Here is a 22,924-nt window from a genome sequence, read left to right as displayed (position 1 = left end):
GCCTATAGCGCAAACCCGACGCTTTGCGCCATCTCCGTTAAACGCTGTTTAGCGGTGATAATATTGTCTCGCCAGTGCTCATCGTGAGCCCACATTTCGATCACGAACGGGGCACCGTAATGAATCTCTTTGAGTGCCGTAAAAATGGCCGGGAAGTCAACTTCACCTTCACCAATCACCAAGTCTCGGAATTTGCCGGGGAAACCGTGTTTCACTTTCAGCGTATCTTTGAGATGGATCTGCACCAGATGATCCCGGGCCAGTTTCAGTTCGGTACATACATCGTGATTCCAGCCGGTAATATTACCGACATCGGGATAAGCCATAAAATAAGGGGACGGGACTTCCCGCTTCAAGACTTCAAACTTGGACAACGAATTGAGATAGGGCGTATCCATGATTTCGACCGCCAACATCACGCCAGCCTGCTCTGCCAGCTTCGCCGCCCAACGCATTCCGTCAATAAAACGCTGATGGGTCTCTACCGATTGAGATTCATAATAGACATCATATCCGGCCAATTGGATCGTCCGGATCCCCAATCGATAAGCCAGTTTGATGGCTTTTTCCATAATTTCACGGGCTTTTTCACGCACCTGCGGATGTTCTGATCCGAACGGGAACTTGCGGTGCGCACTCAGACACATACTCTGTAATGGTATGTCGTACTGAAAACAGAGCTGACGAAGCTGATCAATATCATCATCTCCCCAGTCCAATCGTTGTTGCCGTGCGTCGGTTTCATCGACAGAAATTTCGACAAAATCGAAGCCAAGTGATTTCGCTTCTCTGAGACGCTCTTCCCAGGACAGCGTTGCCGGCATCGCCTTTTCATATAAGCCGATGCGAGATTTGAGAGTATGGTTGTTCATCGCTGGTATCCTTTTCAATCACTGCTTAAACAGTTCTTGTTCTATCTTTTCTGTCGTTTGTTTGATCTTCTTCGCGAGGTTATCCGGTCCGATATTTCTTAACCGGGGTGTAAGAGTTGAGAGGCTGACGGCATAAGCCGGTGACCCTGAACGATCAAAAATCGGCACGGCGGTACAAGAAATCCCGGCTTCATTTTCTTCATTATCAATTGCATATCCTTGTTCTCTGATCTTCTTCAGCTCATTGAGAAAATGGGTTTTGTCGATAATGGTATTGTCGGTCAGCTTCTGAATCAGTCCGACATTGCGCCGCCAATAATTCTCCTGATCTTCCTGGGTTGAAAACGCCAGAAAAACTTTTCCCGCAGCGGTGCAATACATTTCGGAATACATGCCGACAAACGTACGGGTCCTGAAAGGCGAATGCTGAGGTTCCAGCTTGTCGCGAAACACGATCTTATCCCCCTCACGGGAAATAAAATTGATCGTTTCATTCAGGTCTTTCACCAGTTCATTTAACTTCGGCCGGGTCGTCGCCAAGACGTCAGAACTCAGAGCCGAATGACCGATATGCAGTAGCTTCAGGGTTAACCGATAGTTCTTTGAAGCTGAATGCTGGGCGACATAACCCAACGCCTCAAAGGTACCGAGCATACGATAAGCCGAGGTTTTATTGATGCCCGTCTGCTGTGCAATTTCATGCAACGCGACCCCATCGGGGTGGTGGCTAAGAAATTCCAGCACAGCCATAGACTTCACCAGTGATTTGACCTGCTCACTCATAAAGAAACCTTACCAGTAATGGTTGATCTGTTTGCGAAACTCACGGGCTATGGTTTTGCCATCGTGATTTGCCAGTGCGCGTCCAGCGATGAACGATTTTGCACGGATATTCTTAAACAAATGAATATCTTCCGGAACAATACCACCGGTAATCGAGAGTTCAAGCCCGACCTCGGATAATTGTTCCATTTGCAGCAAATCATGCTCACCCCACCCCACACCGGCAGCCTGCGCATCCCGGGAGCGGTGATAAATCGCCTGTGTCACGCCACTTTCTACCCAGAGTTTCGCGTCCTCAATAGTCCAGTGTCCGAACAGTTCAATCTGGATTTCACCATCAAATTGCTGCGCAACCCGCTGTGCCGAGCGGATGGTTTCAATATGTGCAGCTGCGCCGACAGTCACCCAGTTTGCACCGTTGGCAAATGCCATCTTCGCTAACGTTTCTCCCGCATCAAGCAACTTCATATCACACACCAAAATATGCTGAGGATACTGTTGCCGCATGGTCTTAACCGCATGCATGCCTTCCGAGAAAGCCAGAACCGTCCCGACTTCAATCACATCCACCATATCCGCCACATGGCGAACATCATTCAATGCGGTGCTCAGGTCCGTCGAATCCAGTGCAATTTGCAAATAAGGTTGTGTCTGGTTCATACCATTTCCTCAAAATTTTTCAGCATTTCGACATAACGCAGATAACGTTTAAACTGGCTTTGATAACCGGCATATAAATCAGGATTGGGGCGAACAGTCTCTATCGGGATATCGGATGCAGCCAGTGCAGTGGCGAGATCGGGATAGGTGCCGCTGCCAACCATTGAAACGAGCGCCGCCCCTAACGCACCGGTTTCCTCAACCGCGGGAATTTCGAGTATCAGGCCGGTTAAATCGGCCAGCATCTGCATCCAGGTCGGTGATTGTGTGGTGCCCCCGGTCACCCTTAACACTCGGGTTTCAGGGAAACGACGTAACATCTTTTGCAGGTGGACATTATGACAAAACAAAATGCCCAGCCAGATCGCTTGGATGAGATGTGCCTTGCTGTGATAGGCCTGCAATCCATATAACGATCCTTTCAACCCCAGTCCCGCATTAGAGCCATAGAGAAAAGGAACAAATAACACATCACTCGCTAATGGATGCAGCGCACTGACTAAACGCTCATTCTCTTGATGATCGATCTGTTCGCCTCCCAGATAAGGCGCGAACCATTCATAGTTGCTTGCCGATGTCGGACTGGCTTCATGGACGATATAAGCACCGGGCATCGCATAATGTCCGTAAACAAACTGCTCATCGGCATGTGTTTCAAGAGCCGTCGTGATCCCGGAGGTCACCGACCAAGTGCCCATCACGGCATTGAGCATCGGTTGTCCGGCATCGATTCCGGAACAGATTGCAGTCGAGACCACATCGAATAACCCGCCATAAACCGGAGTACCGACCATTAATCCGGTTGCCTGAGCAGCTTCTTCAGTCACCATACCGGAACACTCTGCAGGATAAACCAGCTCAGGTAAGGCATTCCAAATTTCTTCAATACCAAATATCGTCAGAAGTGCCGGATCGTACTGCTGCTTGTCAGCATGATAGAGATTGCTTTCCGACATATTGGTTACCTCCGCCCGGATATCACCGGTCAGGCGGTAACGCAAATAGTCGTGTGACATGAAGACCGCACCGATCTGATCATAGAGATGGGGTTCATGCTCTTTCACCCAGCGCAGGATGGAGACAGGATGTCCCGTCCATAAGGTCTGACGGGTCAGCGGGTAGATGGTCTCAGGAATGCCATCTTGTTGCCACTGTCTGACAATGTCGATGGAACGGGAATCGGACGATAAAATACCATGACGCAGTGCTTTGCCGTCTTTACCCAGTAAATAGAGTCCCTTCCCCTGTGCAGAAATACTCAGACCACGAATCTGCTCCGGACGGATACCACTTTGTTTGATCACCCCTTGAATCGCGCGACAGGTTTCTTGCCAATACAGGGTCAAATCCCGTTCGATCCAGCCCTGTTTTTCGCGAATCACTTGGGTATTTTCACGATACAACGCAATTTGACGCCCGTTGCGGTCAAACAGACCCGCTTTCAGCACCGTGCCACCGGAATCAATGCCAAGAAAGTAACTCATTGTGTTTTGCCCCATACGCTGTTCCGCCACCAGTAAATTGACTGATTTATTTGCTTTTTTGTCCGTAGTAGGCACCTTGCCCATGCTTGCGGAAGTAATGCTTATCTGAAAGCTCTTGCTGCAACATAATGCCGGCATTGAGCGCACGAGTGCCGAGTGCCATCGTTGCGACTTCTTCCAGAACGACGGCATTGTGAACGGCTTCATCGGCATTTTTTCCCCAACTAAACGGGGCATGACCGGCAATGATCGCACTGGGTACAGCCACCGGATCTATCTCTCGCCGCTGGAACTCTTCAATGATCACCAAGCCGGTATTTTGCTCATAGTCTCCCTGAATCTCTGCTGGTGTCAGCGAACGTGTGCAGGGAATGTTGCCGTAAAAATAATCGGCATGGGTGGTCCCGAGCGCAGGAATATCCGATCCGGCCTGTGCCCAGATCGTGGCATGGCGTGAATGGGTATGCACAATACCGCCGATGGATGGAAACGCTCGATAGAGTTCGAGATGGGTTTTGGTATCGCTGGAGGGATTCAGCGTCCCTTCGACAATGTTGCCATCCAGATCAACGACGACAATGTCGTCGATAGTCATGTCATCGTATGCCACACCGGATGGTTTGATCGCGATGATACGAGATGTCCGATCAATCTCAGAGACATTACCCCATGTGAATGTCACCAGGCCATATTTCGGCAGACTCAAATTCGCATCTAAGACGCGTTGTTTGATTTCAGAATACATAACTGCTCCTATCGACAAGGCTTGTCGATACCTCTCCTCTTCATTTCGGTGTACAGCACCACTGCACACCGAAGGCTTCATCAATCGCTGACTGTTATTTTTGCACTGCCAAAATACGATTGATCATGTCATCACCGTTTTCTTTGATAAATTCATTCCAAACCGGTTTTACCACCGCCTGAAATGCTGCACCATCCACATCCCGGTTGACTTTCATGCCATGAGATTCCAATTCAGCGATCATCTGATCTTCTTTCTTGATACTCATTTGACGCTGCATATTGACGGCTTCTGTCGCAACATCGGTGATGATTTTCTGTTCAGCAGCACTGAGTTTTTTGAAGCTATTTAAATTCATGGTTAAGACGAGTGGTGAATACGCATGCTGAGTCATACTCAAATACTTCTGTACTTCATAGAACTTAAAAGACAGGGTGACACCAATTGGGTGATCCTGAGCATCGACCACGCCCGTTTCTAAGGCTGTATATAGTTCAGAAACAGGGATCTGTTGGGGATTCGCATGCAATGCATTGAACATATCGTTGAGTGCTTTGGAGTTATTGACCCGCATTCTCAGCCCGGCAACATCTGACGGTTTACGGATTGGTCCGCGATTATTAGTCATATTCCGATAGCCATTTTCCGGATATCCCAATCCTTTAATGCCATATTTTTCCATTGATTTGAGTACATCCTGACCGACATCACCGTCCAATGCCTGATAAGCGGCTTCCCGAGTCGGGAAAATGAATGGTAAGGTGAAAGCAGCCGATTCAGGAAGTAAGCCAGACCAGTTATTCAATCCGACCATCGAGATATCAATGATTCCCGCCCGGGTGCCATCAATCATCTGTTTATCATTACCCAATTGTCCTTGAGGGAAAATATTGACTTTGATACTCCCTTGAGAACGCGCTTCAACTTCTTTTTTAAAGAATAGTGACATGTCCTGCTGCAGATCTGATTCAGGTGCAGCATGGGCAAGTTTCAACGTGGTGGCATAAGACTGGGTGGTGAATATCGCCAGTGCTGTCACCAAGCCTGCAACTTTCAGAATTGATTTCATGTTGTTTCTCCGTTATCCGATAATAAGTTTCATTGGTATTGTTATAATGCTCGGGAAGATGACGAACAGCGTGAGTAACACGGTGTACGCCAGAATAAATGGAAAGATGCCTTTGACCGCTGCCGACATGGGCACTTTTGCTACGCCACATACGACATTAAGCACAGTGCCAACCGGTGGCGTAATCAAACCGATCGAACAATTGATCACGAACATCAGTCCAAAATAGGTTGGGTCGATCCCTGCCAGTTTGACAACCGGCATCAGGAGCGGTACCAAAATCAGAATCGTCGGGCTCAGATCCATCACCATGCCGACACATAAAACCAGCAGCATAATAACCGCCATCAGCAGACGTGGACTGTCAACCAACGGTGCCAGCATCTGTGCCAGTTGTTGGGGCAACTGAGCTACGGTAATCAGCCAGGCTGCGACCATGGCACAGCCGACCAGAAACATCACCATAGCCGTCGAACGTCCGGCATTGAGCAGAATGTGATAAAAGCTGCGCAGATTAATTTCCCGGTAAATGACCGAGGCAACAAAGATGGCATACACGGCTGCCACAACCGCAGCTTCTGTCGGCGTGAACACCCCAAAGCGAATCCCGCCAATAATGATCACCGGCAACAATAACGCCCAGACCCCATCTTTCAGTGCGGCGCGTTTTTCAGCGGTTGAGGCTTTAGGCTGCACGTCCAGATCTTCGCTGCGTACCGTGAACGCCCAGACAAACATTAGTGTCAGTCCCATCAAGATACCGGGCACGATCCCACCGAGAAATAGGTTCTTGATGGAAATACCACCGGCAACCCCAACCAAAATTAACGGCAGAGACGGTGGAATGACTGGTGCGATGATGCCACCGGCGGCCAGCAGCCCCATCGACGGACTCTGCGGATATTTGGCGGCTTTCATCATCGGATAAAGAATGCTGACCAGCGCTGCAGCATCGGCAACCGCAGAACCGGAAAGCCCGGCAAGCAGCACCGATGTCATAATCGCAACGTATCCCAACCCACCTTTGCGGTGACCGACATAGCAAGTTGCCAGCCGGACAATTCGCGTCGATAACCCACCCGCAGACATCACCTCACCGGCAATCAGGAAGAACGGAATTGCCAGCAGGGTAAAGCTATCGACACCGTTGACCAACGACTGGGCCAGAATGTCAGAACTGAACAGATCCATGTGGACCATCAGTGCAATTGACGACAGTAATAAAGCAAAGGCGACGGGCAAACCTAAAAGGATCGACACAATCAAGACCGTTAAGAAGATAAATAGCGTCATGCTTTATCCTCCTGAGTCTGTTCTGTCACAGCGGACTCATGAGAGGAGGTATCCATCAGCCACTGCGGGAAAAAGATTCGCCCGGCAGCCAAAATGGCCATCAATCCGCCGGAAATCGCTCCGGCAAGATAAAATAGTGCCGATGGCAGACCAGTCAACGGTGAAATATCATGCCAGTTATCCATCATCTGACCGAATGCGCCATAAAACAGCATCCCGACCGAGATCAAAATAATCAACCAACAGAGCCGTCTGAGAAATGGGACCCAGCGTGGCATGAGTTTCTCGGTAAACTCTTTGACCGCCAGATGCTCATCACGCTGGAGGACAATCACTGCCCCCAACATGACAACCCAGACTAACCCCAGACGCGACAATTCAACCGATGCTCTCAGCCCTGAAGAAAATCCATACCTGAGTACTACATTGGTAAATACCAGCACCAACATTGCGACCAATATCGCTGCCATGATGATGTCAATACTGTCCAAAACTCGTTTCAATACCGTACGCATATACAACTCTCCGGCGATGCCTACTTGTCTGAATCATTCTTTTTATCAGATCGACTCTTGTTGTCAGATCAACTTATGCTGTCAATCTAGAGGGCAAGAATCTGTTGCCAAATCTCATCGTGAATCTCGATACCACCTTGCTGCCGATGCTTGTCGATATAAGACTGAATTTCAGATCCCGCAATCATCACCTTGCCACTCTCGGCAGGTTCTGAGGCGAGCACATATTCCCGGATGCGCTTCATCTCTTCGATCAGACGCTCTCCGTCCATCGTTTTACTGGTATCGATGGCAATCAAAAACTGTGAGACCCCGAATTCAGCTTTCATATCTTCTGTTAATGCAGGGACGGAATAACCACCGCTTACCGCCGTCAGCAGCATGTCCAGTACCACAGCCATTGAAGAGCCTTTCCAGAATCCCATCGGCAGGAGTCGTTTGTTTTCCCACAGGACATGCGGATCGGTGGTTAACTGACCGTCATCATCAAAGCCACCAACGACCGGCAGTTCTTTATCTGCCAGCACATAGTTTTGCAGTTGGCCATAGGAATACTGACTCATTGAGCAATCCACCAATACCGGCGGATCACCGGCAACCGCCATAATTAATGGATTACTGCCAACGCGATGATCTTTCCCTCCCCAGGCTGGCATCACTGCGATTGAGTTGGTGGACGCAATGCCTGCCAAGCCAGCACGAGCCATTTTGAGCACGTAAGTTCCGCCGCGCATCCAGTGGTTTGAATTGCGCATTGCCACCATGCCGATGCCATACTGCTTCGCCAGTTCAATGGCACGATCAGTACAAATTAATCCATTGAGAACACCGGGGCCGAAATGGCAGTCCCACTGCTCCAGAGCACCCAGACTGTTGACGCACTCAGGCACGGCATTGAGCTTAATATGCCCTTGATCGACCTGAGAAATAAAAACCGGAAATCGGTTGATACCATGCGAGTAGGTTCCTTCATTCGCCATTTCAACAAACCCTTGGGCAAGTTTGGTTGCTGAGTCGGCTGCCATGCCCCTTTTGAGCAAGGCACTTTCAAATTGATGTTGCAGTTCATTTAAGGATACGAGAGGCATTGCTTATCTCCGATTCATTTCATATTACGTAATTGATGCTACGTTTTATTCCGGATTTTAAAATCTCAAATTGCTCACTTTGTGAGCCAATGATTTAAATTTAAAACAATTGGCGTTTTTTGTTTCGCTATACGAAACGAATGAAAGTGAAACTAAATAACCAAAATCAATGTAAAAACAGCAAATTAAACTTTAAATATGATTAAATTCAGATAAAAAACAATAAAATGAAAAAAAATTACAACAAAAAATCAACCAAAACGGATAGATCAGATAAAATAGAAAGATAAATACAATGGCAATATTGATGTTCTGAGGAAAAATGAAATGCCCGATATAAAAACCGTTCTGTTCTTTGTCAGAATGAGTTTGCTACTCACTCTGAGTGTCTTGATAACGTCATGGCCTTTTCTGTAAAGCTCATCTTGATAAGATAATTTTCATGTAAAAAAACAGGGAGCACCTGAATCGATGCTCCCTGTTGCATGACCATATTGGATTAACGAACGACTCGATTCAGCTCGCCCCCATCGAGCCGTGATTATGTTCTCAGCCCTATCCCCTTTTTCACCAAGATATAGGACATGGTATACAGCGCCACGATGAAGATCCCTAACACCGAAAACGATGCCAGAATACTCACATCGGAAATCCCCAGAAATCCATAACGGAATGCATTGACCATATACACAATGGGATTGACCTTGGACACATACTGCCAGAATTCAGGCAGCAGCGATAATGAGTAAAACACGCCGCCAAGATAAGTCAGTGGGGTCAGGATAAACGTCGGCACAATCGAAATGTCATCAAAACTTTTTGCATAGATGGCATTGATAAATCCACCGAGAGAGAACACCACGGACGTGAGGAAAACCGTCACGGCAATAATGCCCCAGTGTTCGACCTGAAGATCGACAAAAAACAGCGACACCAACGTGACCATCACCCCGACACATAATCCCCGGGTAACCCCACCCATGACATAACCAGCAATGATGACGTAAGTCGGCACCGGTGCGACTAACAACTCCTCAATGTTTTTGTGCATTTTGGCACCAAAGAAAGAAGAGGCGACATTCGAGTAAGAGTTAGTAATCACCGACATCATAATCAGGCCGGGAACGATGTAGGCCATATAGCTGACACCATGCATCATCCCGATGCGAGAACCAATTAAATTACCGAAAATGATAAAATAGAGTGTCATGGTAATCGCTGGCGGTACGAGGGTTTGCACCCAAATACGGGAAAAACGGACCACTTCTTTCCCCAGCAAACTGCAAAAGGCGGTCCAATAAAGCTTATACATGCTTCCTCTCATTTTAATTCGTTGACGTCTCATGATCTGTTGTGACCGCGTTATGGCTTACGGTGGTGTGCCTATCCGTCGTAGATTCATTGACAATACGGACAAACAATTCTTCCAGTCGGTTGGCCTTATTTCGCATCGACAGAACCGGAATGCTATGCTCACTTAACTGCCGAAAAACATGGTTCAACCCCTGTGTTTTTTCGATTTCAATCTCCAGAGAGCCATCGGCATGTTTCTGATTGAGCACACCGGTCAACTCCGGAATATCAGTCACCGTCGGTGCAAGATCCAGAATAAATGTCTCCACCTTAAGCTGACCGAGTAACGCCTTCATCGAAGTATTTTCAATTAACTCGCCACCGTGAATAATCCCGATATTGCGACATAACATTTCCGCTTCTTCCAGATAATGTGTGGTCAGAATAATCGTAATCCCTTGGCGGTTGAGCTGCTGAAGGAAGTCCCACATCGAACGGCGCAATTCAATATCGACACCGGCGGTCGGTTCATCAAGGATCAATAACTGAGGTTCATGCATTAAAGCCCGGGCAATCATCAAACGACGCTTCATGCCGCCGGAGAGATTTCTGGCTCGTTCTTTGCGCTTTCCCCACAAGTCGAGCTGTGTCAGGTATTTCTTCGCCCGTTCTTTGGCTTGTGCACGTGGCACACCGTAGTATCCCGCCTGTTGGATCACGATTTGCTCAACCGTTTCAAACTGGTTGAAGTTAAATTCCTGCGGCACTAACCCCAAAGAAAGTTTAGCCAGCTCCATTTCTTTATCCAGATCATGACCAAAGACGGATACCTTTCCCGAGGTTTTATTGACGAGTGAGGAGATAATCCCGATGGTGGTTGACTTACCGGCACCATTCGGCCCCAGTAAGGCGTAAAAATCTCCTTTTCTCACCGTCAGATTGAGGCCTTTCAGTGCTTCAAATCCACCGGCATACGTTTTACGCAAATCGGTTAGTTCTAATGCATTCATATTGAATAAGATCCTGTGTCATTGACATCGTCTGCTGAAGCAGCAACTGATGATAGAGATGCGAGTAGACGAATAATTTTCATATGGAGGTGCAACCAATCAGTTTCAAGCTTACATCAGAAAAAAATGAAATATCGAACTTGCAGCTAAAACTCAAAAAAACCGGATTTAAATGAGGGCATTTACAGTGAAAACACACAGTTTTGCACACCCGCCTCATAACCCGTCTGAGCTTTTAAAAAACGGGGAATTTATCACCTCAGTTTTCCTGATCCCGGCATATCTGATCAGATGAGTAAAAAAAGTAATATATTCGCCACTATATTGTGTATATTGATTCTCAGTTAAGCCTACCGAACAATCGGATTGATTATCTTTAGGCGATGGGCAATGAATCCCATTGCCGGTAAGGAAAGTAAGATGCCCCAGATTAAAACACTATTCGAAAACAATGCGAAATGGACCCAATCGATTAAAGCGGAGAATCCTGAATATTTCAGTAAACTGGCAGAAGGTCAGAATCCAGATTTTCTGTGGATTGGCTGTTCCGATAGCCGCGTGCCGGCAGAACGTCTGACCGGGCTCTATGCCGGAGAATTATTTGTTCATCGTAATGTGGCTAACTTAGTCATTCATACCGACCTGAATTGCCTCTCTGTCGTCCAGTACGCTGTTGATGTTCTCAAAGTGAAGCATGTCATTATTTGTGGACACTACCACTGCGGTGGCGTGAATGCAGCAATCGACACACCGAAACTCGGACTCATTAATAACTGGTTGCTTCATATCCACGATGTCTACTGTAAACATCGGAGTTACCTTGACAAGATGCCGGATCAAGACCGTGCTGATAAGCTGGCAGAAATCAATGTCGCAGAACAGGTGTATAATCTGGGTAACTCGACCATCCTTCAAGGCGCCTGGGAGCGAGGTCAACAAATCGAACTCCACGGTGTGGTCTACGGCATCGAAGATGGGAAACTAGAATATCTGGGAGTTCGCTGCAGTTCCCCACAAACCGTTGAAGATAACTACCATCAAGCCATGGAAAAAATTCTCAATCCGGACTACAAGCTACTCTGCCGCTGATCACAGCTTTTGCGATTCAGTTACTCGGATAAAAATAAAAGCCCTTTTCTGGGCTCTTATTTTTACAAATACCATCTTATTCACAGATGCGCGCTTAAACAACAATGATGCAGCCCATCTTCCATAAGATCTTATGACTCTTGTAGCGTGACCCGGCCAATATAAGGCAAGTGACGGTATTTCTGCGCATAGTCAATGCCGACGCCCACAACAAATTCATCCGGAATTTCAAAACCAATCCATGCGACATCAACCGGTACTTCTCTGCGTGAAGGCTTATCCAACAATGTACAGATACGGATCGAACGTGGCTCGCGCAGCGACAAGATCTCTTTCACTTTATTCAAGGTATTGCCCGTATCGATAATATCTTCAACCAGCAAGACATCTTTTCCTTTAATATCATCATCGAGATCTTTCAGAATACGCACATCTCGTGAACTCTCCATTTCGTTGCCGTAGCTGGAAGCCGTCATAAAATCGACGTGATGCGTCAGTTGAATCGCTCGGGCTAAATCAGCCATAAAAACGAATGATCCGCGGAGTAATCCGACAAGAACCAATTCCTCGCTATGCTGATAATATTCGGTAATTTCCTTCCCTAGGGCTTGTACACGTTTCTGGACGTCCTGCTCAGAAATCATGACTTCAACAGTATGCTTCATAAGAATCTCATTGCTTTGGTTTGGCTTGTAAATTAATGCATTTTATCTCACTGAATTCGGCATTGTTTGAATGATAAGCCTATCAATGAAGGGGCGTATGGTACCACCTCTGAGATCAGAGTTAAACAAACCTGACAGAACGGTCTAGACTCATTCTATGCTCAACAAACAAATGTCATATCGATCTGTTCAACTTCTGGATGAATAAAATTCATCTATAAAATAAAGACATAATTTCACGATAATTATCACTAGTATGATTCAATCCTATCACTAATGATACTTGAGACACTGCACAAAAACTTTACATAAAGAATTGACCTGACACATATGCACCATTACACTCATATATCGAACACAAAATAATAAAATAATCATTAGAACACATTTTCATTCAACGTAATTGGCAAGGAAAAAAACTATGGACGCTTCAATAGAAAAACGCCCTCGTACAAGATTATCTCCTCAGAAACGCAAACTTCAATTAATGGAAATTGCTCTTGAAGTTTTCGCCAAACGAGGTATCGGACGTGGTGGACATGCAGATATCGCTGAAATTGCTCAGGTTTCTGTTGCAACAGTATTTAACTATTTCCCAACCCGAGAGGATTTAGTTGATGATGTGCTCACTCATGTCGTTCACCAATTCTCAAACTTCCTCGCAGACAATATTGATGTAGATAGTTATATCAAAGATAACCTCTATCACCTCACACATAAAATGACAAAACTGGTCTTTGAAGATTGTCATTGGCTGAAAGTGTGGTTCGAATGGAGTGCATCTACTCGCGATGAAGTCTGGCCGCTATTCGTGTCGACTAACCATACAAACCGCCTATTGGTGAAAAATATGTTTGTCAACGCGATCGAGCGTGGTGATGTCAGCGAGCATTATGATCCTGAACATTTAGTCACACTGTTCCTCGGGATTTTCTATTCCCTGTTTGTCCAAGTGAATCGTTTACAAGATCAAAAAGAGATCGATGATCTGGTGAACAGCTATCTGGACATGTTGTGCATTTATAACAACCGTCGGGCTTAACGTATTATCCGGAAATCAATTCTCTTTGTGTTCGGCTGGAAAACGTGTTCTTTCCAGTGAGAGATTTCACCGGATTTCAGAGATAAAAAAACCGCTGTCACAACAGCGGTTTTTTATTGAAAGCTATCAAGCCATTATTTCTTTCTCGCTTTCGCGTTCGGCAGATCCGTAATGGTGCCTTCAAACACTTCAGCAGCCAGACCAACAGACTCATGCAGCGTTGGGTGCGCATGAATGGTTAGCGCCAAATCTTCAGCATCACAACCCATTTCAATTGCCAGACCAATTTCGCCCAGTAGCTCACCACCGTTGGTACCAACAATCGCACCACCAATCACACGATGCGTGTCTTTATCGAAGATCATCTTCGTCATACCGTCAGAGCAGTCAGATGCGATAGCACGGCCAGAAGCAGCCCAAGGGAAAGTTGCAACTTCATAGTTGATGCCTTCAGCTTTGGCTTCTTTCTCGGTCTTACCAACCCATGCAACTTCAGGCTCAGTATACGCAATTGATGGGATCACTTTTGGATCAAAGTAATGTTTCTTACCGGCGATCACCTCAGCAGCAACGTGTCCTTCATGAACACCTTTGTGCGCCAACATTGGCTGACCGACAATATCACCGATAGCAAACAGATGAGGAATATTCGTACGCATCTGCTTATCAACATTGATAAAGCCGCGATCATCAACTTCCACACCCGCTTTCTCAGCATCGAGCAGTTTACCGTTTGGCGTCCGGCCGATAGCAACCAGTACTGCATCATAACGCTCTGCTTCTGCCGGGGCATTTTTGCCTTCCATCGAAACATAGATACCATCGTCTTTCGCTTCAACAGCAGTAACTTTGGTTTCCAGCATCAGGTTGAACTTGTCTTTGATCCGTTTGGTGAAAACTTTTACGACATCTTTATCTGCCGCAGGAATCACCTGATCGAACATTTCAACAACATCAATTTGTGAACCGAGTGCGTGATAAACCGTTCCCATTTCAAGGCCGATAATCCCGCCACCCATGATCAACATTTTCTTCGGCACTTCTTTCAATTCCAGCGCATCGGTTGAATCCCAAATACGTGGATCTTCATGCGGAATAAATGGCAATTCAATCGGACGAGAACCCGCCGCAATAATTGCATTGTCGAAGTTAATGACTGTCTTGCCATCTTCACCTTCAACTTCGATGCTGTTCGGGCCGGTAAATTTACCAAAGCCATTAACAACGTTAACCTTACGCATCTTCGCCATTCCGCTCAGACCGCCAGTCAACTGATTGATTACTTTTTCTTTCCACAGACGAATCTTGTCGATGTCTGTTGACGGTTCGCCAAACACGATGCCGTGTTCTGATAATGCTTTCGCTTCTTCAATTACTTTCGCAACGTGCAACAGTGCTTTAGATGGAATACAGCCGACATTCAAACATACACCACCGAGGGTGTTGTAACGCTCAATAATTACAGTTTCCAGACCTAAGTCGGCACAACGGAAAGCAGCGGAGTAACCAGCAGGACCTGCACCCAGAACAACCACCTGGGTTTTGATTTCTTTGCTCATTTTGACCTCTTGTAGTCATTATCCCTTACAGGCTAACGGGGCTTCAAAAACATACGTCTAAAACATGTGAGGAGTGAATCCTAAAACCAACCCAGTTTACAGAGATGTTAATGATATGAAAAGATAAACCCCAAAGCCTGTGAGCCAGTCAACAATTAAAACCCGAGAATAACATTCCGGTTCAAATTGCCCTTTGATTCTATCGATCAAGGCGGCTATTCAGCCGCCTTATCATTTCACAAGATTACAGTACCAGACGACGAATATCGCTCAGGCAACCGTTCAGGTAACTAATGAAACGAGCCCCTTCAGCCCCATCGATCACACGGTGATCGTAAGAGAGAGACAGTGGAAGTTGCAGACGAGGAACAAAGTCCTTGCCATTCCAAACAGGTTTCATTTCTGACTTAGACACACCTAAAATTGCGACTTCAGGTGCATTCACGATTGGTGTAAAGGCTGTACCACCGATACCGCCAAGACTAGAAATCGTGAAACAGCCACCTTGCATATCTGAAGCAGTCAGTTTACCGGCACGGGCTTTCTTCGAAATCACCATCAGCTCTTCTGAAAGCTCGTAGATACCTTTGGTATTCACATCTTTGAATACCGGTACAACCAAGCCATTTGGTGTATCAACTGCGATCCCGATATTGACATACTTCTTCACAATCAAGCTTTCGCCGTCTTCAGACAGAGAAGCGTTGAATGACGGGAAGGCTTCCAGTGCTTTGGCCGCAGCTTTCATAATGAAAACCAGTGGCGTGATCTTCATACCGGTATCTTTCTTCGCTTCAATCGCATTCTGTTCTTTACGGAATGCTTCCAGCTCAGTGATATCGGCATTATCCCACTGGGTCACATGAGGAATCATCACCCAGTTACGCGCAAGGTTTGCACCGGAGATCTTCTTAATGCGAGATAACGGCTTAACTTCAGTTTCACCAAATTTGCTGAAGTCCACTTTTGGCCATGGCAACAGACCTAACGCACTGCCGTCACCTTTGCCGGAAGCAGCGCCAGACTCTAATCGTTTCAATGCTTCTTTGACAAAGTTTTGTACATCTTCTTTGAGGATGCGGCTCTTACGACCCGTACCTTTTACTTTTGCCAGATTAACACCGAATTCACGTGCCAGACGGCGAACAACCGGAGAAGCATGCGCATATTCGTTATTCTCTTGGAAATCACCCGTTGCTGGTGCAGTGCTAACAGCGGCTGGTTTTCCAGCATCTGCTTTTGGTGCGGGCGCAGACTCTGATTTTGCAGCTGGGGCAGCCGCAGGTGCAGCACCGGCGACTTCAAAGACCATGATCAAAGAGTCTGTTGACACTTTATCACCGACTTTGATTTTGATTTCTTTGACCGTACCGGCAAATGGTGCCGGAACTTCCATGGAGGCTTTATCCCCTTCAACGGTAATCAGCGACTGCTCTTCAGTGATCGAGTCACCCACAGCAACCATGATTTCGGTGACTTCAACTTCGTCACCACCGATGTCCGGAACATGCACGTCTTTAGACGCTGAGGCTGTTGCAGCGGCAGCTGGTGCCTGCTCATCAGAAGCCGCAGCAGGTGCAGCACCTGAACCCGCCACTTCAAAGACCATAATCAAAGAATTGGTTGACACTTTGTCACCCGTCGCAACTTTGATCTCTTTGACTGTACCGGCAAATGGTGCAGGGACTTCCATGGAAGCTTTATCACCTTCAACGGTTAGCAAAGATTGCTCTTCTTCAACTTGATCACCGACAGCAACCATGATTTCAGTGACTTCAACTTCATCACCACCGATATCAGGAACATGAACTTCTTTGACTTCAGTGCTCGCTGTTGATGCCGCTGGTGCTGCATCTTCGGACTTCGCTTCCGCAGCTGGTGCTGCGCCTTGATCTTCAAAGATCATGATCAGAGAGTTAGTCGACACTTTATCGCCAACGGCAATTTTGATCTCTTTGACAACCCCGCCCTGCGATGCAGGGACTTCCATAGAAGCCTTGTCACCTTCAACAGTGATCAGGGATTGCTCTTCTTCAACTTTGTCACCAACGCTTACCAGAATCTCAGTGACTTCAACCTCATCCGCACCAATATCAGGTACATTAATTTCGATTGTCATTGCTTTTCTACCTCAATTAAGCGTATAGCGGGTTTGTTTTTTCTGTATCGATATCGAATTTCTTAATCGCTGCAGTCACAACGGATTTTTCGATATCACCTCGTTTTGCCAGTTCATTCAGCGCAGCAACCACGACATAACCAGCATTCACTTCAAAGTGACGACGCAAGTTTTCGCGGCTGTCAGAACGACCAAAACCATCCGTTCCCAGAACTTTATAAGATTCAGCAGGGATATAGGCACGAACCTGTTCGGCATAGTTTTTCATGTAGTCTGTTGCTGCAATTGCAGGCTCAGATCCCATAACAGTACTGATATAAGGCACTTTTTCTTCCGCTTCAGGGTGAAGCATGTTGTCACGTTCACATGCCTGACCATCACGCGTCAGCTCATTAAATGAAGTCACGGAGAAAACATCAGAAGCAATGCTGTATTCTTCACTCAGAATTACAGCTGCTTTACGCACTTCATTCATGATCGTACCAGAGCCCATCAACTGAACTTTGCCTTTGTTACCCGCATGAGTTTCCAGCTTATAGATCCCTTTGCGAATACCTTCTTCAGCACCTTCAGGCATTGCAGGCATCGCATAGTTTTCATTCATCAGCGTGAGATAGTAGTAAACATTCTCTTGTTCACCATACATACGACGAATACCATCTTGAATAATCACTGCGACTTCATAAGCAAATGTCGGATCGTAAGAAATACAGTTTGGAATAGTACTTGCCTGAATATGGCTGTGACCATCTTCGTGTTGTAGACCCTCACCGTTGAGTGTCGTCCGTCCGGCAGTCCCACCGAGCAAGAAACCGCGGGCTTGTTGGTCACCCGCCATCCACGCCATGTCACCGATACGTTGGAAACCGAACATCGAGTAATAGATATAGAACGGAATCATTGGTAAGTCGTTGGTGCTGTATGATGTTGCAGCAGCAACCCAAGAGGACATCGCACCCAGCTCGTTGATCCCTTCTTGTAATACCTGACCGGAAGTATCTTCTTTATAGTAAGAAACGACACCGCGGTCTTCCGGTGTATAAGTCTGACCGTGTGGGTTATAGATACCGATTTGACGGAACAGACCTTCCATCCCGAAAGTACGCGCTTCATCAGCAATAATCGGCACAATATGCTTACCGATATTTTTATCTTTCAGGAGGATGTTCAACGTACGGACAAACGCCATCGTTGAAGAAATATCACGTTTCTGTTCTTCCAGCAGCGGCTTGAATTCATCCAATTCAGGCGTCACCAATTCTTGTGTAAACTTCGGCAGACGTTGTGGTGTATAACCGTGCAACGCTTTACGACGAGCGTGCAGGTATTCATACTCTTTTGAGCCTTCTTCAAGTCTCAGATAAGGCAGAGATTTCACTGCTTCATCTGAAATCAAGTCTTGCAGACCCAAACGATCACGCATTTTCAGAACATGGGTCATATCCATCTTCTTCACTTGGTGCGCAATGTTTTTACCTTCTGCAGCATCACCCATGCCATAACCTTTGACGGTCTTAGCAAGAATCACAGTTGGACGATCTTTGGTGTCCTGAGCATTTTTGAATGCGGCAAATAGCTTCGATGTATCGTGGCCGCCACGTTTCAGAGCAAAGATTTCATCATCAGTCATATCCGCAACCAATGCTGCTGTTTCAGGATATTTACCGAAGAAATGCTCACGAACATAAGCACCGTCTTTTGACTTGAATGTCTGATAATCACCGTCAATGGTTTCATTCATCAACTGCAACAGTTTGCCAGACGTATCTTTTGCCAACAATGAATCCCAGTTGTTGCCCCACAGCACTTTCACTACATTCCAGCCAGCGCCACGGAACAGACCTTCCAGTTCCTGAATGATTTTACCGTTACCCATGACCGGTCCATCCAGACGTTGCAGGTTACAGTTGATCAGGAAACAAAGGTTATCCAGTTTTTCACGCGCAGCAAAAGAGATAGCACCACGAGATTCCGGCTCGTCCATTTCACCATCACCAAGGAAGGCATAAACACGCTGTTCAGAGGTATCTTTCAAGCCACGGCCGTCAAGATATTTCAGGAAACGCGCCTGATAAATAGCAGAGATAGGTCCAAGCCCCATCGATACCGTCGGGAATTGCCAGAATTCAGGCATCAATTTAGGGTGTGGATAAGAAGGAATCCCTTTGCCATCAACTTCTTGACGGAAATTATCGAGTTGCTCTTCAGTCAGACGACCTTCAACAAAAGCACGAGAGTAGATTCCCGGAGAGATATGACCTTGATAATAAACCAGATCGCCACCATCTTTCTCGTTTGGTGCACGGAAGAAATGGTTAAAGCATGTTTCATAAAATGCAGCTGAAGATTGGAATGAAGCCATGTGGCCACCCAACTCCAAGTCTTTCTTCGAAGCACGAAGAACGATCATGATTGCGTTCCAGCGAATAATTGACCGGATACGGCGCTCAAGTGTCGTGTCGCCCGGATAGGCAGGCTCCTGGTCGGCAGGAATGGTATTGATATAGTTTGTTGTAACGCCTGTTGGCATATCAACGCCATCGAGACGTGCTTTCTCCAGAACTTCTTCCAGGAGATACTGAGCACGTTCAACGCCTTCTTCACGGACAACTGACTCAAGTGCTTCTAACCACTCCTGAGTTTCCAGTGCATCTACGTCATGCTTCATGTCAGACATGCGATCTTTCCTTTTGTTGGTTTGATCAAAACAAATCAGTAATAAAGGACATTCGATTTCAATCAATCAGTCCGGCTTATTACCCTGCTGAATCCGGCGTAACGAACGTTCTCGTCGAGTCTGTTCACGCGTTAGGTCCAGCAGTGTTTCTTCAATATAGGCGAGATGAGAATGCGACATTTCACGAGCTTTTTCAGGCTCTCCGGAAACGATAGCATCTACGATACTTGCCCTATGTTTACTCACTTTCTCCACCACTTCAGGGCGGCGGTGTAATAATTTGAAATTCTGTAATACGTTTTGCTCAAGCAGCGGCGCCAGACTACGAACGATATGTAGCAAAACCACATTATGTGCTGCTTCAGTGAGTGCAATTAAAAATTCGACGACACTGGATGATTCTTCCGCGATATTTTTTTCTGCTTGTTTTTCGCTAATCTTTTCCAGACAGGCCTGAATTCGCACGAAATCTTCTTCTGTACCACGCAAGGCTGCAAAATAAGCAGAGATCCCTTCCAAAGCATGGCGGGCTTCAAGTAAATCTAATTGAGTTTCAGAATGGCTAGAGAGTAAATCGAGTAAAGGATCCGAGAAACTCGTCCCGATATTAGCAGTCACAAATGTTCCTCCCCCCTGACGGCGAGTCAACAAACGTTTCGCTTCAAGCCGTTGAATGGCTTCTCGGACGGATGGACGGGATACATCAAACTGTCGGGCTAGTTCTCGCTCTGGAGGAAGCTGCTGCCCAGGCGCTAATATTCCTTCCACAATCAACCGTTCCAACTCTTGCTCTATCACATCGGCAAGTTTCGGCTGACGAATCCTTTGATAGGCCATACTTATTATTCTGCTATGTTATATTTTGGTATCTAGTCAATTGGTAATACCAATTCCCAACTGGTGCAGAAATTAACATATTCAAAAGTTACCTGTCCAGATAAAATTTGACCCAAATCATAGAACTCATCACAATTAAACATACTCGCAACAATATCTATGCATAACTGCTAATAAATATAGTGATATTAGGTAATAAATTTAGCAGGTCTGACCAATTTGGCAGGGCAAGCAGACCCCGTTCACAACGAGGTAATCCGCTCATAATTAAAGTGAGATGAAGATGATTCCGCAACCGAAATCATCTCACAGCAGAATAAATAAATCCGTTAACGCGCTTCGATATGATCGACAATCAGTTGGAGTGACTGATTGCCGCGAAATTCATTAATATCCAGTTTATAAACAATATGAACGGTTTTTACTGACCGATCCGGCCAGCGACGCACATCAACATTAAACGCAATCGCATCGATCATTTTATGGGTGGTATGTCCCTGATAAATCGGCTCAAGCATTAATTTCAAATGCTTCTCTGCGACCAGCTTCTGATCCAGCACTTTAAATTCACCATCAAACAGTGGCTCAGGAAATGCCTGTCCCCAAGGTCCTCCGGCCCTGATCGTTTCCGCGGTATACATGGAAAAATCCTCAGGCAGCAGTTCCCCGTCAGACAAAAGCACACCTTTGAGTGCCGCTTCATCAAGACTATCGCGGACCACCAGATCAAACTGACGAGAGAAATGTTCAAAGTCACTGGCTCTGATCGACAGCCCCGCTGCCATCGCATGTCCGCCGAATTTCAGGATCAAACCGGGATGATGGGTGTCAATCAAATCCAACGTATCGCGCATATGCAAGCCGGAGATTGAGCGACAAGACCCTTTGAGTAGACCATTACCGGCATCCGCAAAAGCAATGACCGGCCGATGATAAGAATCCTTAATCCGAGAGGCAAGAATCCCAATCACCCCTTGATGCCAGTCCGGTTGAAACAAAGAGATCCCAAAAGGTAACTCACTTCCTGCGCCTAATTTCAGCCGCTCACAGAATGCCATCGCTTCTTGCTTCATGCCTGATTCGATCTCTTTGCGAGTCTGGTTGAGCGCATCCAGTTCACTGGCCATTCTGCGCGCGGCATGAATGTTGTCACATAACAACAGTTCAACACCGAAGGACATGTCATCCAGCCGGCCTGCGGCATTAATTCTCGGCCCTAAAGCAAAGCCGAAATCGGCAGCAACCAATTGGCGAGCATCCCGTTTCGCTACTTCGATCAATGCCTGAATGCCGGGGCGAACATGCCCGGCCCGGATACGCTGCAGCCCCTGATAAACCAACACGCGGTTATTCTCATCCAACGGCACCACATCGGCGACGGTTCCCAGCGCAACCAAATCCAGCAGTTCCATTAATTTCGGTTCCGCGATGCCATGCTCTGCAAACCAATGACGCTGACGCATAGCCACACAAAGTGCCATCATAAGATAAAAAGCGACCCCAACCCCCGCCAGTGATTTCGAAGGGAACTGACAACTGGGTAAATTCGGATTCACCATCGCATCCGCTTCAGGTAATACATTGCCCGGCAGGTGATGATCCGTGACAATCACCGTTAATCCCTGCTGTTTGGCATAACGGACACCTTCAATCGAAGAAACCCCATTATCCACGGTCATAATCACTTCGGCATTCATCGCCAGCGCCTGATCGACCACTTCCGGGCTCAAACCATAACCATCATCAAAACGATTCGGCACCAAATAATCAACCTGCTGACTACCCATCATCCGCAGTGCCAAGACAGACAATGCAGAACTGGTCGCTCCGTCAGCATCAAAATCGCCGACAACAATGATGCGCTGCTGACGCTGAATCGCATCAAAAAGGATAGCAACGGCATGCTCAATGCCATCAAGCAACCGATAACTATGGAGTGATTTGGCACTTTTTTCTAACTGACTGACATCTCTGACACCACGACCGATGTACAAACGTCTCAAAATCGGAGGAATGCTATCCGGAAGCAAGGAAATATCAGCGACAGGTCTTCTTTTTACTTCAATCATGTTTTACTTCAATTATTATTCACTGCAAGATGATTCAGATACTCGATTCCTATGA

The 22,924-nt window shown here is 46.6% G+C and carries 19 protein-coding genes; 2 read left to right on the top strand and 17 right to left on the bottom strand.

The window, feature by feature from the left end:
- Positions 1-2: 2 nt before the first annotated feature.
- From AC55NX_RS03865 to AC55NX_RS03815, 11 genes are all read right to left on the bottom strand, one after another.
- Positions 3-872, bottom strand: coding sequence for an L-ribulose-5-phosphate 3-epimerase (locus AC55NX_RS03865; protein ID WP_496994538.1), 870 nt, complete (start codon positions 870-872; stop codon positions 3-5).
- Between the two features lie 18 nt (positions 873-890).
- The gene (locus AC55NX_RS03860) at positions 891-1,655 is read right to left on the bottom strand and encodes an IclR family transcriptional regulator (protein ID WP_496994537.1); all 765 of its coding nucleotides are present in this window, start codon (positions 1,653-1,655) and stop codon (positions 891-893) included.
- Positions 1,656-1,664: 9 nt separating this feature from the next.
- On the bottom strand, positions 1,665-2,315 hold the full coding sequence (locus AC55NX_RS03855; protein WP_496994536.1) for a 3-keto-L-gulonate-6-phosphate decarboxylase UlaD: 651 nt from the start codon (positions 2,313-2,315) through the stop codon (positions 1,665-1,667).
- On the bottom strand, positions 2,312-3,799 hold the full coding sequence (locus AC55NX_RS03850) for an FGGY-family carbohydrate kinase (protein ID WP_496994647.1): 1,488 nt from the start codon (positions 3,797-3,799) through the stop codon (positions 2,312-2,314). Before AC55NX_RS03850 ends, AC55NX_RS03855 begins: the two co-directional genes overlap by 4 nt.
- A 46-nt stretch (positions 3,800-3,845) precedes the next feature.
- Positions 3,846-4,544, bottom strand: coding sequence for an L-ribulose-5-phosphate 4-epimerase (locus AC55NX_RS03845; RefSeq protein WP_496994535.1), 699 nt, complete (start codon positions 4,542-4,544; stop codon positions 3,846-3,848).
- Between the two features lie 94 nt (positions 4,545-4,638).
- Positions 4,639-5,613 (bottom strand): TRAP transporter substrate-binding protein, encoded by a 975-nt coding sequence (locus AC55NX_RS03840; protein ID WP_496994534.1) that lies wholly within the window; start codon positions 5,611-5,613, stop codon positions 4,639-4,641.
- Positions 5,614-5,625: 12 nt separating this feature from the next.
- Positions 5,626-6,906, bottom strand: coding sequence for a TRAP transporter large permease subunit (locus AC55NX_RS03835; RefSeq protein ID WP_496994533.1), 1,281 nt, complete (start codon positions 6,904-6,906; stop codon positions 5,626-5,628).
- Positions 6,903-7,421, bottom strand: a complete 519-nt coding sequence (locus AC55NX_RS03830; RefSeq protein WP_496994532.1) for a TRAP transporter small permease — start codon at positions 7,419-7,421, stop codon at positions 6,903-6,905. Before AC55NX_RS03830 ends, AC55NX_RS03835 begins: the two co-directional genes overlap by 4 nt.
- A gap of 86 nt (positions 7,422-7,507) precedes the next feature.
- Positions 7,508-8,509 carry a 3-dehydro-L-gulonate 2-dehydrogenase gene (yiaK, locus tag AC55NX_RS03825; protein WP_496994531.1) on the bottom strand — a complete coding sequence of 334 codons (1,002 nt, stop codon included), beginning with the start codon at positions 8,507-8,509 and terminating at the stop codon, positions 7,508-7,510.
- A gap of 541 nt (positions 8,510-9,050) precedes the next feature.
- Positions 9,051-9,821: an ABC transporter permease gene (locus AC55NX_RS03820; RefSeq protein ID WP_059119921.1), complete on the bottom strand. Its 771-nt coding sequence runs from the start codon at positions 9,819-9,821 to the stop codon at positions 9,051-9,053.
- A 13-nt stretch (positions 9,822-9,834) separates the two neighbouring features.
- Positions 9,835-10,812 carry an ABC transporter ATP-binding protein gene (locus AC55NX_RS03815; RefSeq protein ID WP_496994530.1) on the bottom strand — a complete coding sequence of 326 codons (978 nt, stop codon included), beginning with the start codon at positions 10,810-10,812 and terminating at the stop codon, positions 9,835-9,837.
- Positions 10,813-11,232: 420 nt separating this feature from the next.
- Between AC55NX_RS03815 and can the strand changes: the two genes are divergently transcribed.
- Positions 11,233-11,901, top strand: coding sequence for a carbonate dehydratase (gene can / locus AC55NX_RS03810; RefSeq protein ID WP_496994646.1), 669 nt, complete (start codon positions 11,233-11,235; stop codon positions 11,899-11,901).
- Positions 11,902-12,032: 131 nt separating this feature from the next.
- Here the strand turns inward: can and hpt are convergent, their stop codons facing one another.
- The gene (hpt, locus tag AC55NX_RS03805; protein WP_496994529.1) at positions 12,033-12,566 is read right to left on the bottom strand and encodes a hypoxanthine phosphoribosyltransferase; all 534 of its coding nucleotides are present in this window, start codon (positions 12,564-12,566) and stop codon (positions 12,033-12,035) included.
- A 421-nt stretch (positions 12,567-12,987) separates the two neighbouring features.
- Here hpt and AC55NX_RS03800 point away from each other — a divergent pair, with 421 nt between their 5' ends.
- Positions 12,988-13,608: a LuxR/HapR/OpaR family quorum-sensing transcriptional regulator gene (locus AC55NX_RS03800; protein WP_496994528.1), complete on the top strand. Its 621-nt coding sequence runs from the start codon at positions 12,988-12,990 to the stop codon at positions 13,606-13,608.
- A gap of 134 nt (positions 13,609-13,742) precedes the next feature.
- On the opposite strand, the gene lpdA is transcribed toward AC55NX_RS03800, so the two are convergent.
- The 5 genes from lpdA to recJ all read right to left on the bottom strand — a co-directional run bounded on the left by lpdA (position 13,743) and on the right by recJ (position 22,869).
- Positions 13,743-15,167 carry a dihydrolipoyl dehydrogenase gene (gene lpdA / locus AC55NX_RS03795; protein ID WP_496994527.1) on the bottom strand — a complete coding sequence of 475 codons (1,425 nt, stop codon included), beginning with the start codon at positions 15,165-15,167 and terminating at the stop codon, positions 13,743-13,745.
- A 244-nt stretch (positions 15,168-15,411) separates the two neighbouring features.
- The gene (aceF, locus tag AC55NX_RS03790) at positions 15,412-17,286 is read right to left on the bottom strand and encodes a pyruvate dehydrogenase complex dihydrolipoyllysine-residue acetyltransferase (protein ID WP_496994526.1); all 1,875 of its coding nucleotides are present in this window, start codon (positions 17,284-17,286) and stop codon (positions 15,412-15,414) included.
- A gap of 16 nt (positions 17,287-17,302) precedes the next feature.
- Entirely contained in the window at positions 17,303-19,963 is a 2,661-nt protein-coding gene (aceE, locus tag AC55NX_RS03785; protein ID WP_496994525.1) for a pyruvate dehydrogenase (acetyl-transferring), homodimeric type, read from the bottom strand.
- Between the two features lie 66 nt (positions 19,964-20,029).
- A complete protein-coding gene (gene pdhR / locus AC55NX_RS03780) occupies positions 20,030-20,800 on the bottom strand; it encodes a pyruvate dehydrogenase complex transcriptional repressor PdhR (RefSeq protein WP_496994524.1) in 771 nt (256 codons plus the stop codon).
- Positions 20,801-21,129: 329 nt separating this feature from the next.
- Entirely contained in the window at positions 21,130-22,869 is a 1,740-nt protein-coding gene (recJ, locus tag AC55NX_RS03775; RefSeq protein ID WP_496994523.1) for a single-stranded-DNA-specific exonuclease RecJ, read from the bottom strand.
- Between the last annotated feature and the right edge of the window lie 55 nt (positions 22,870-22,924).

It is taken from the genome of Vibrio rubrogenes, from assembly GCF_059641415.1.
Note: the sequence above shows the minus strand (reverse complement) of the source record. Positions and strands in the feature narration are given on the sequence as shown.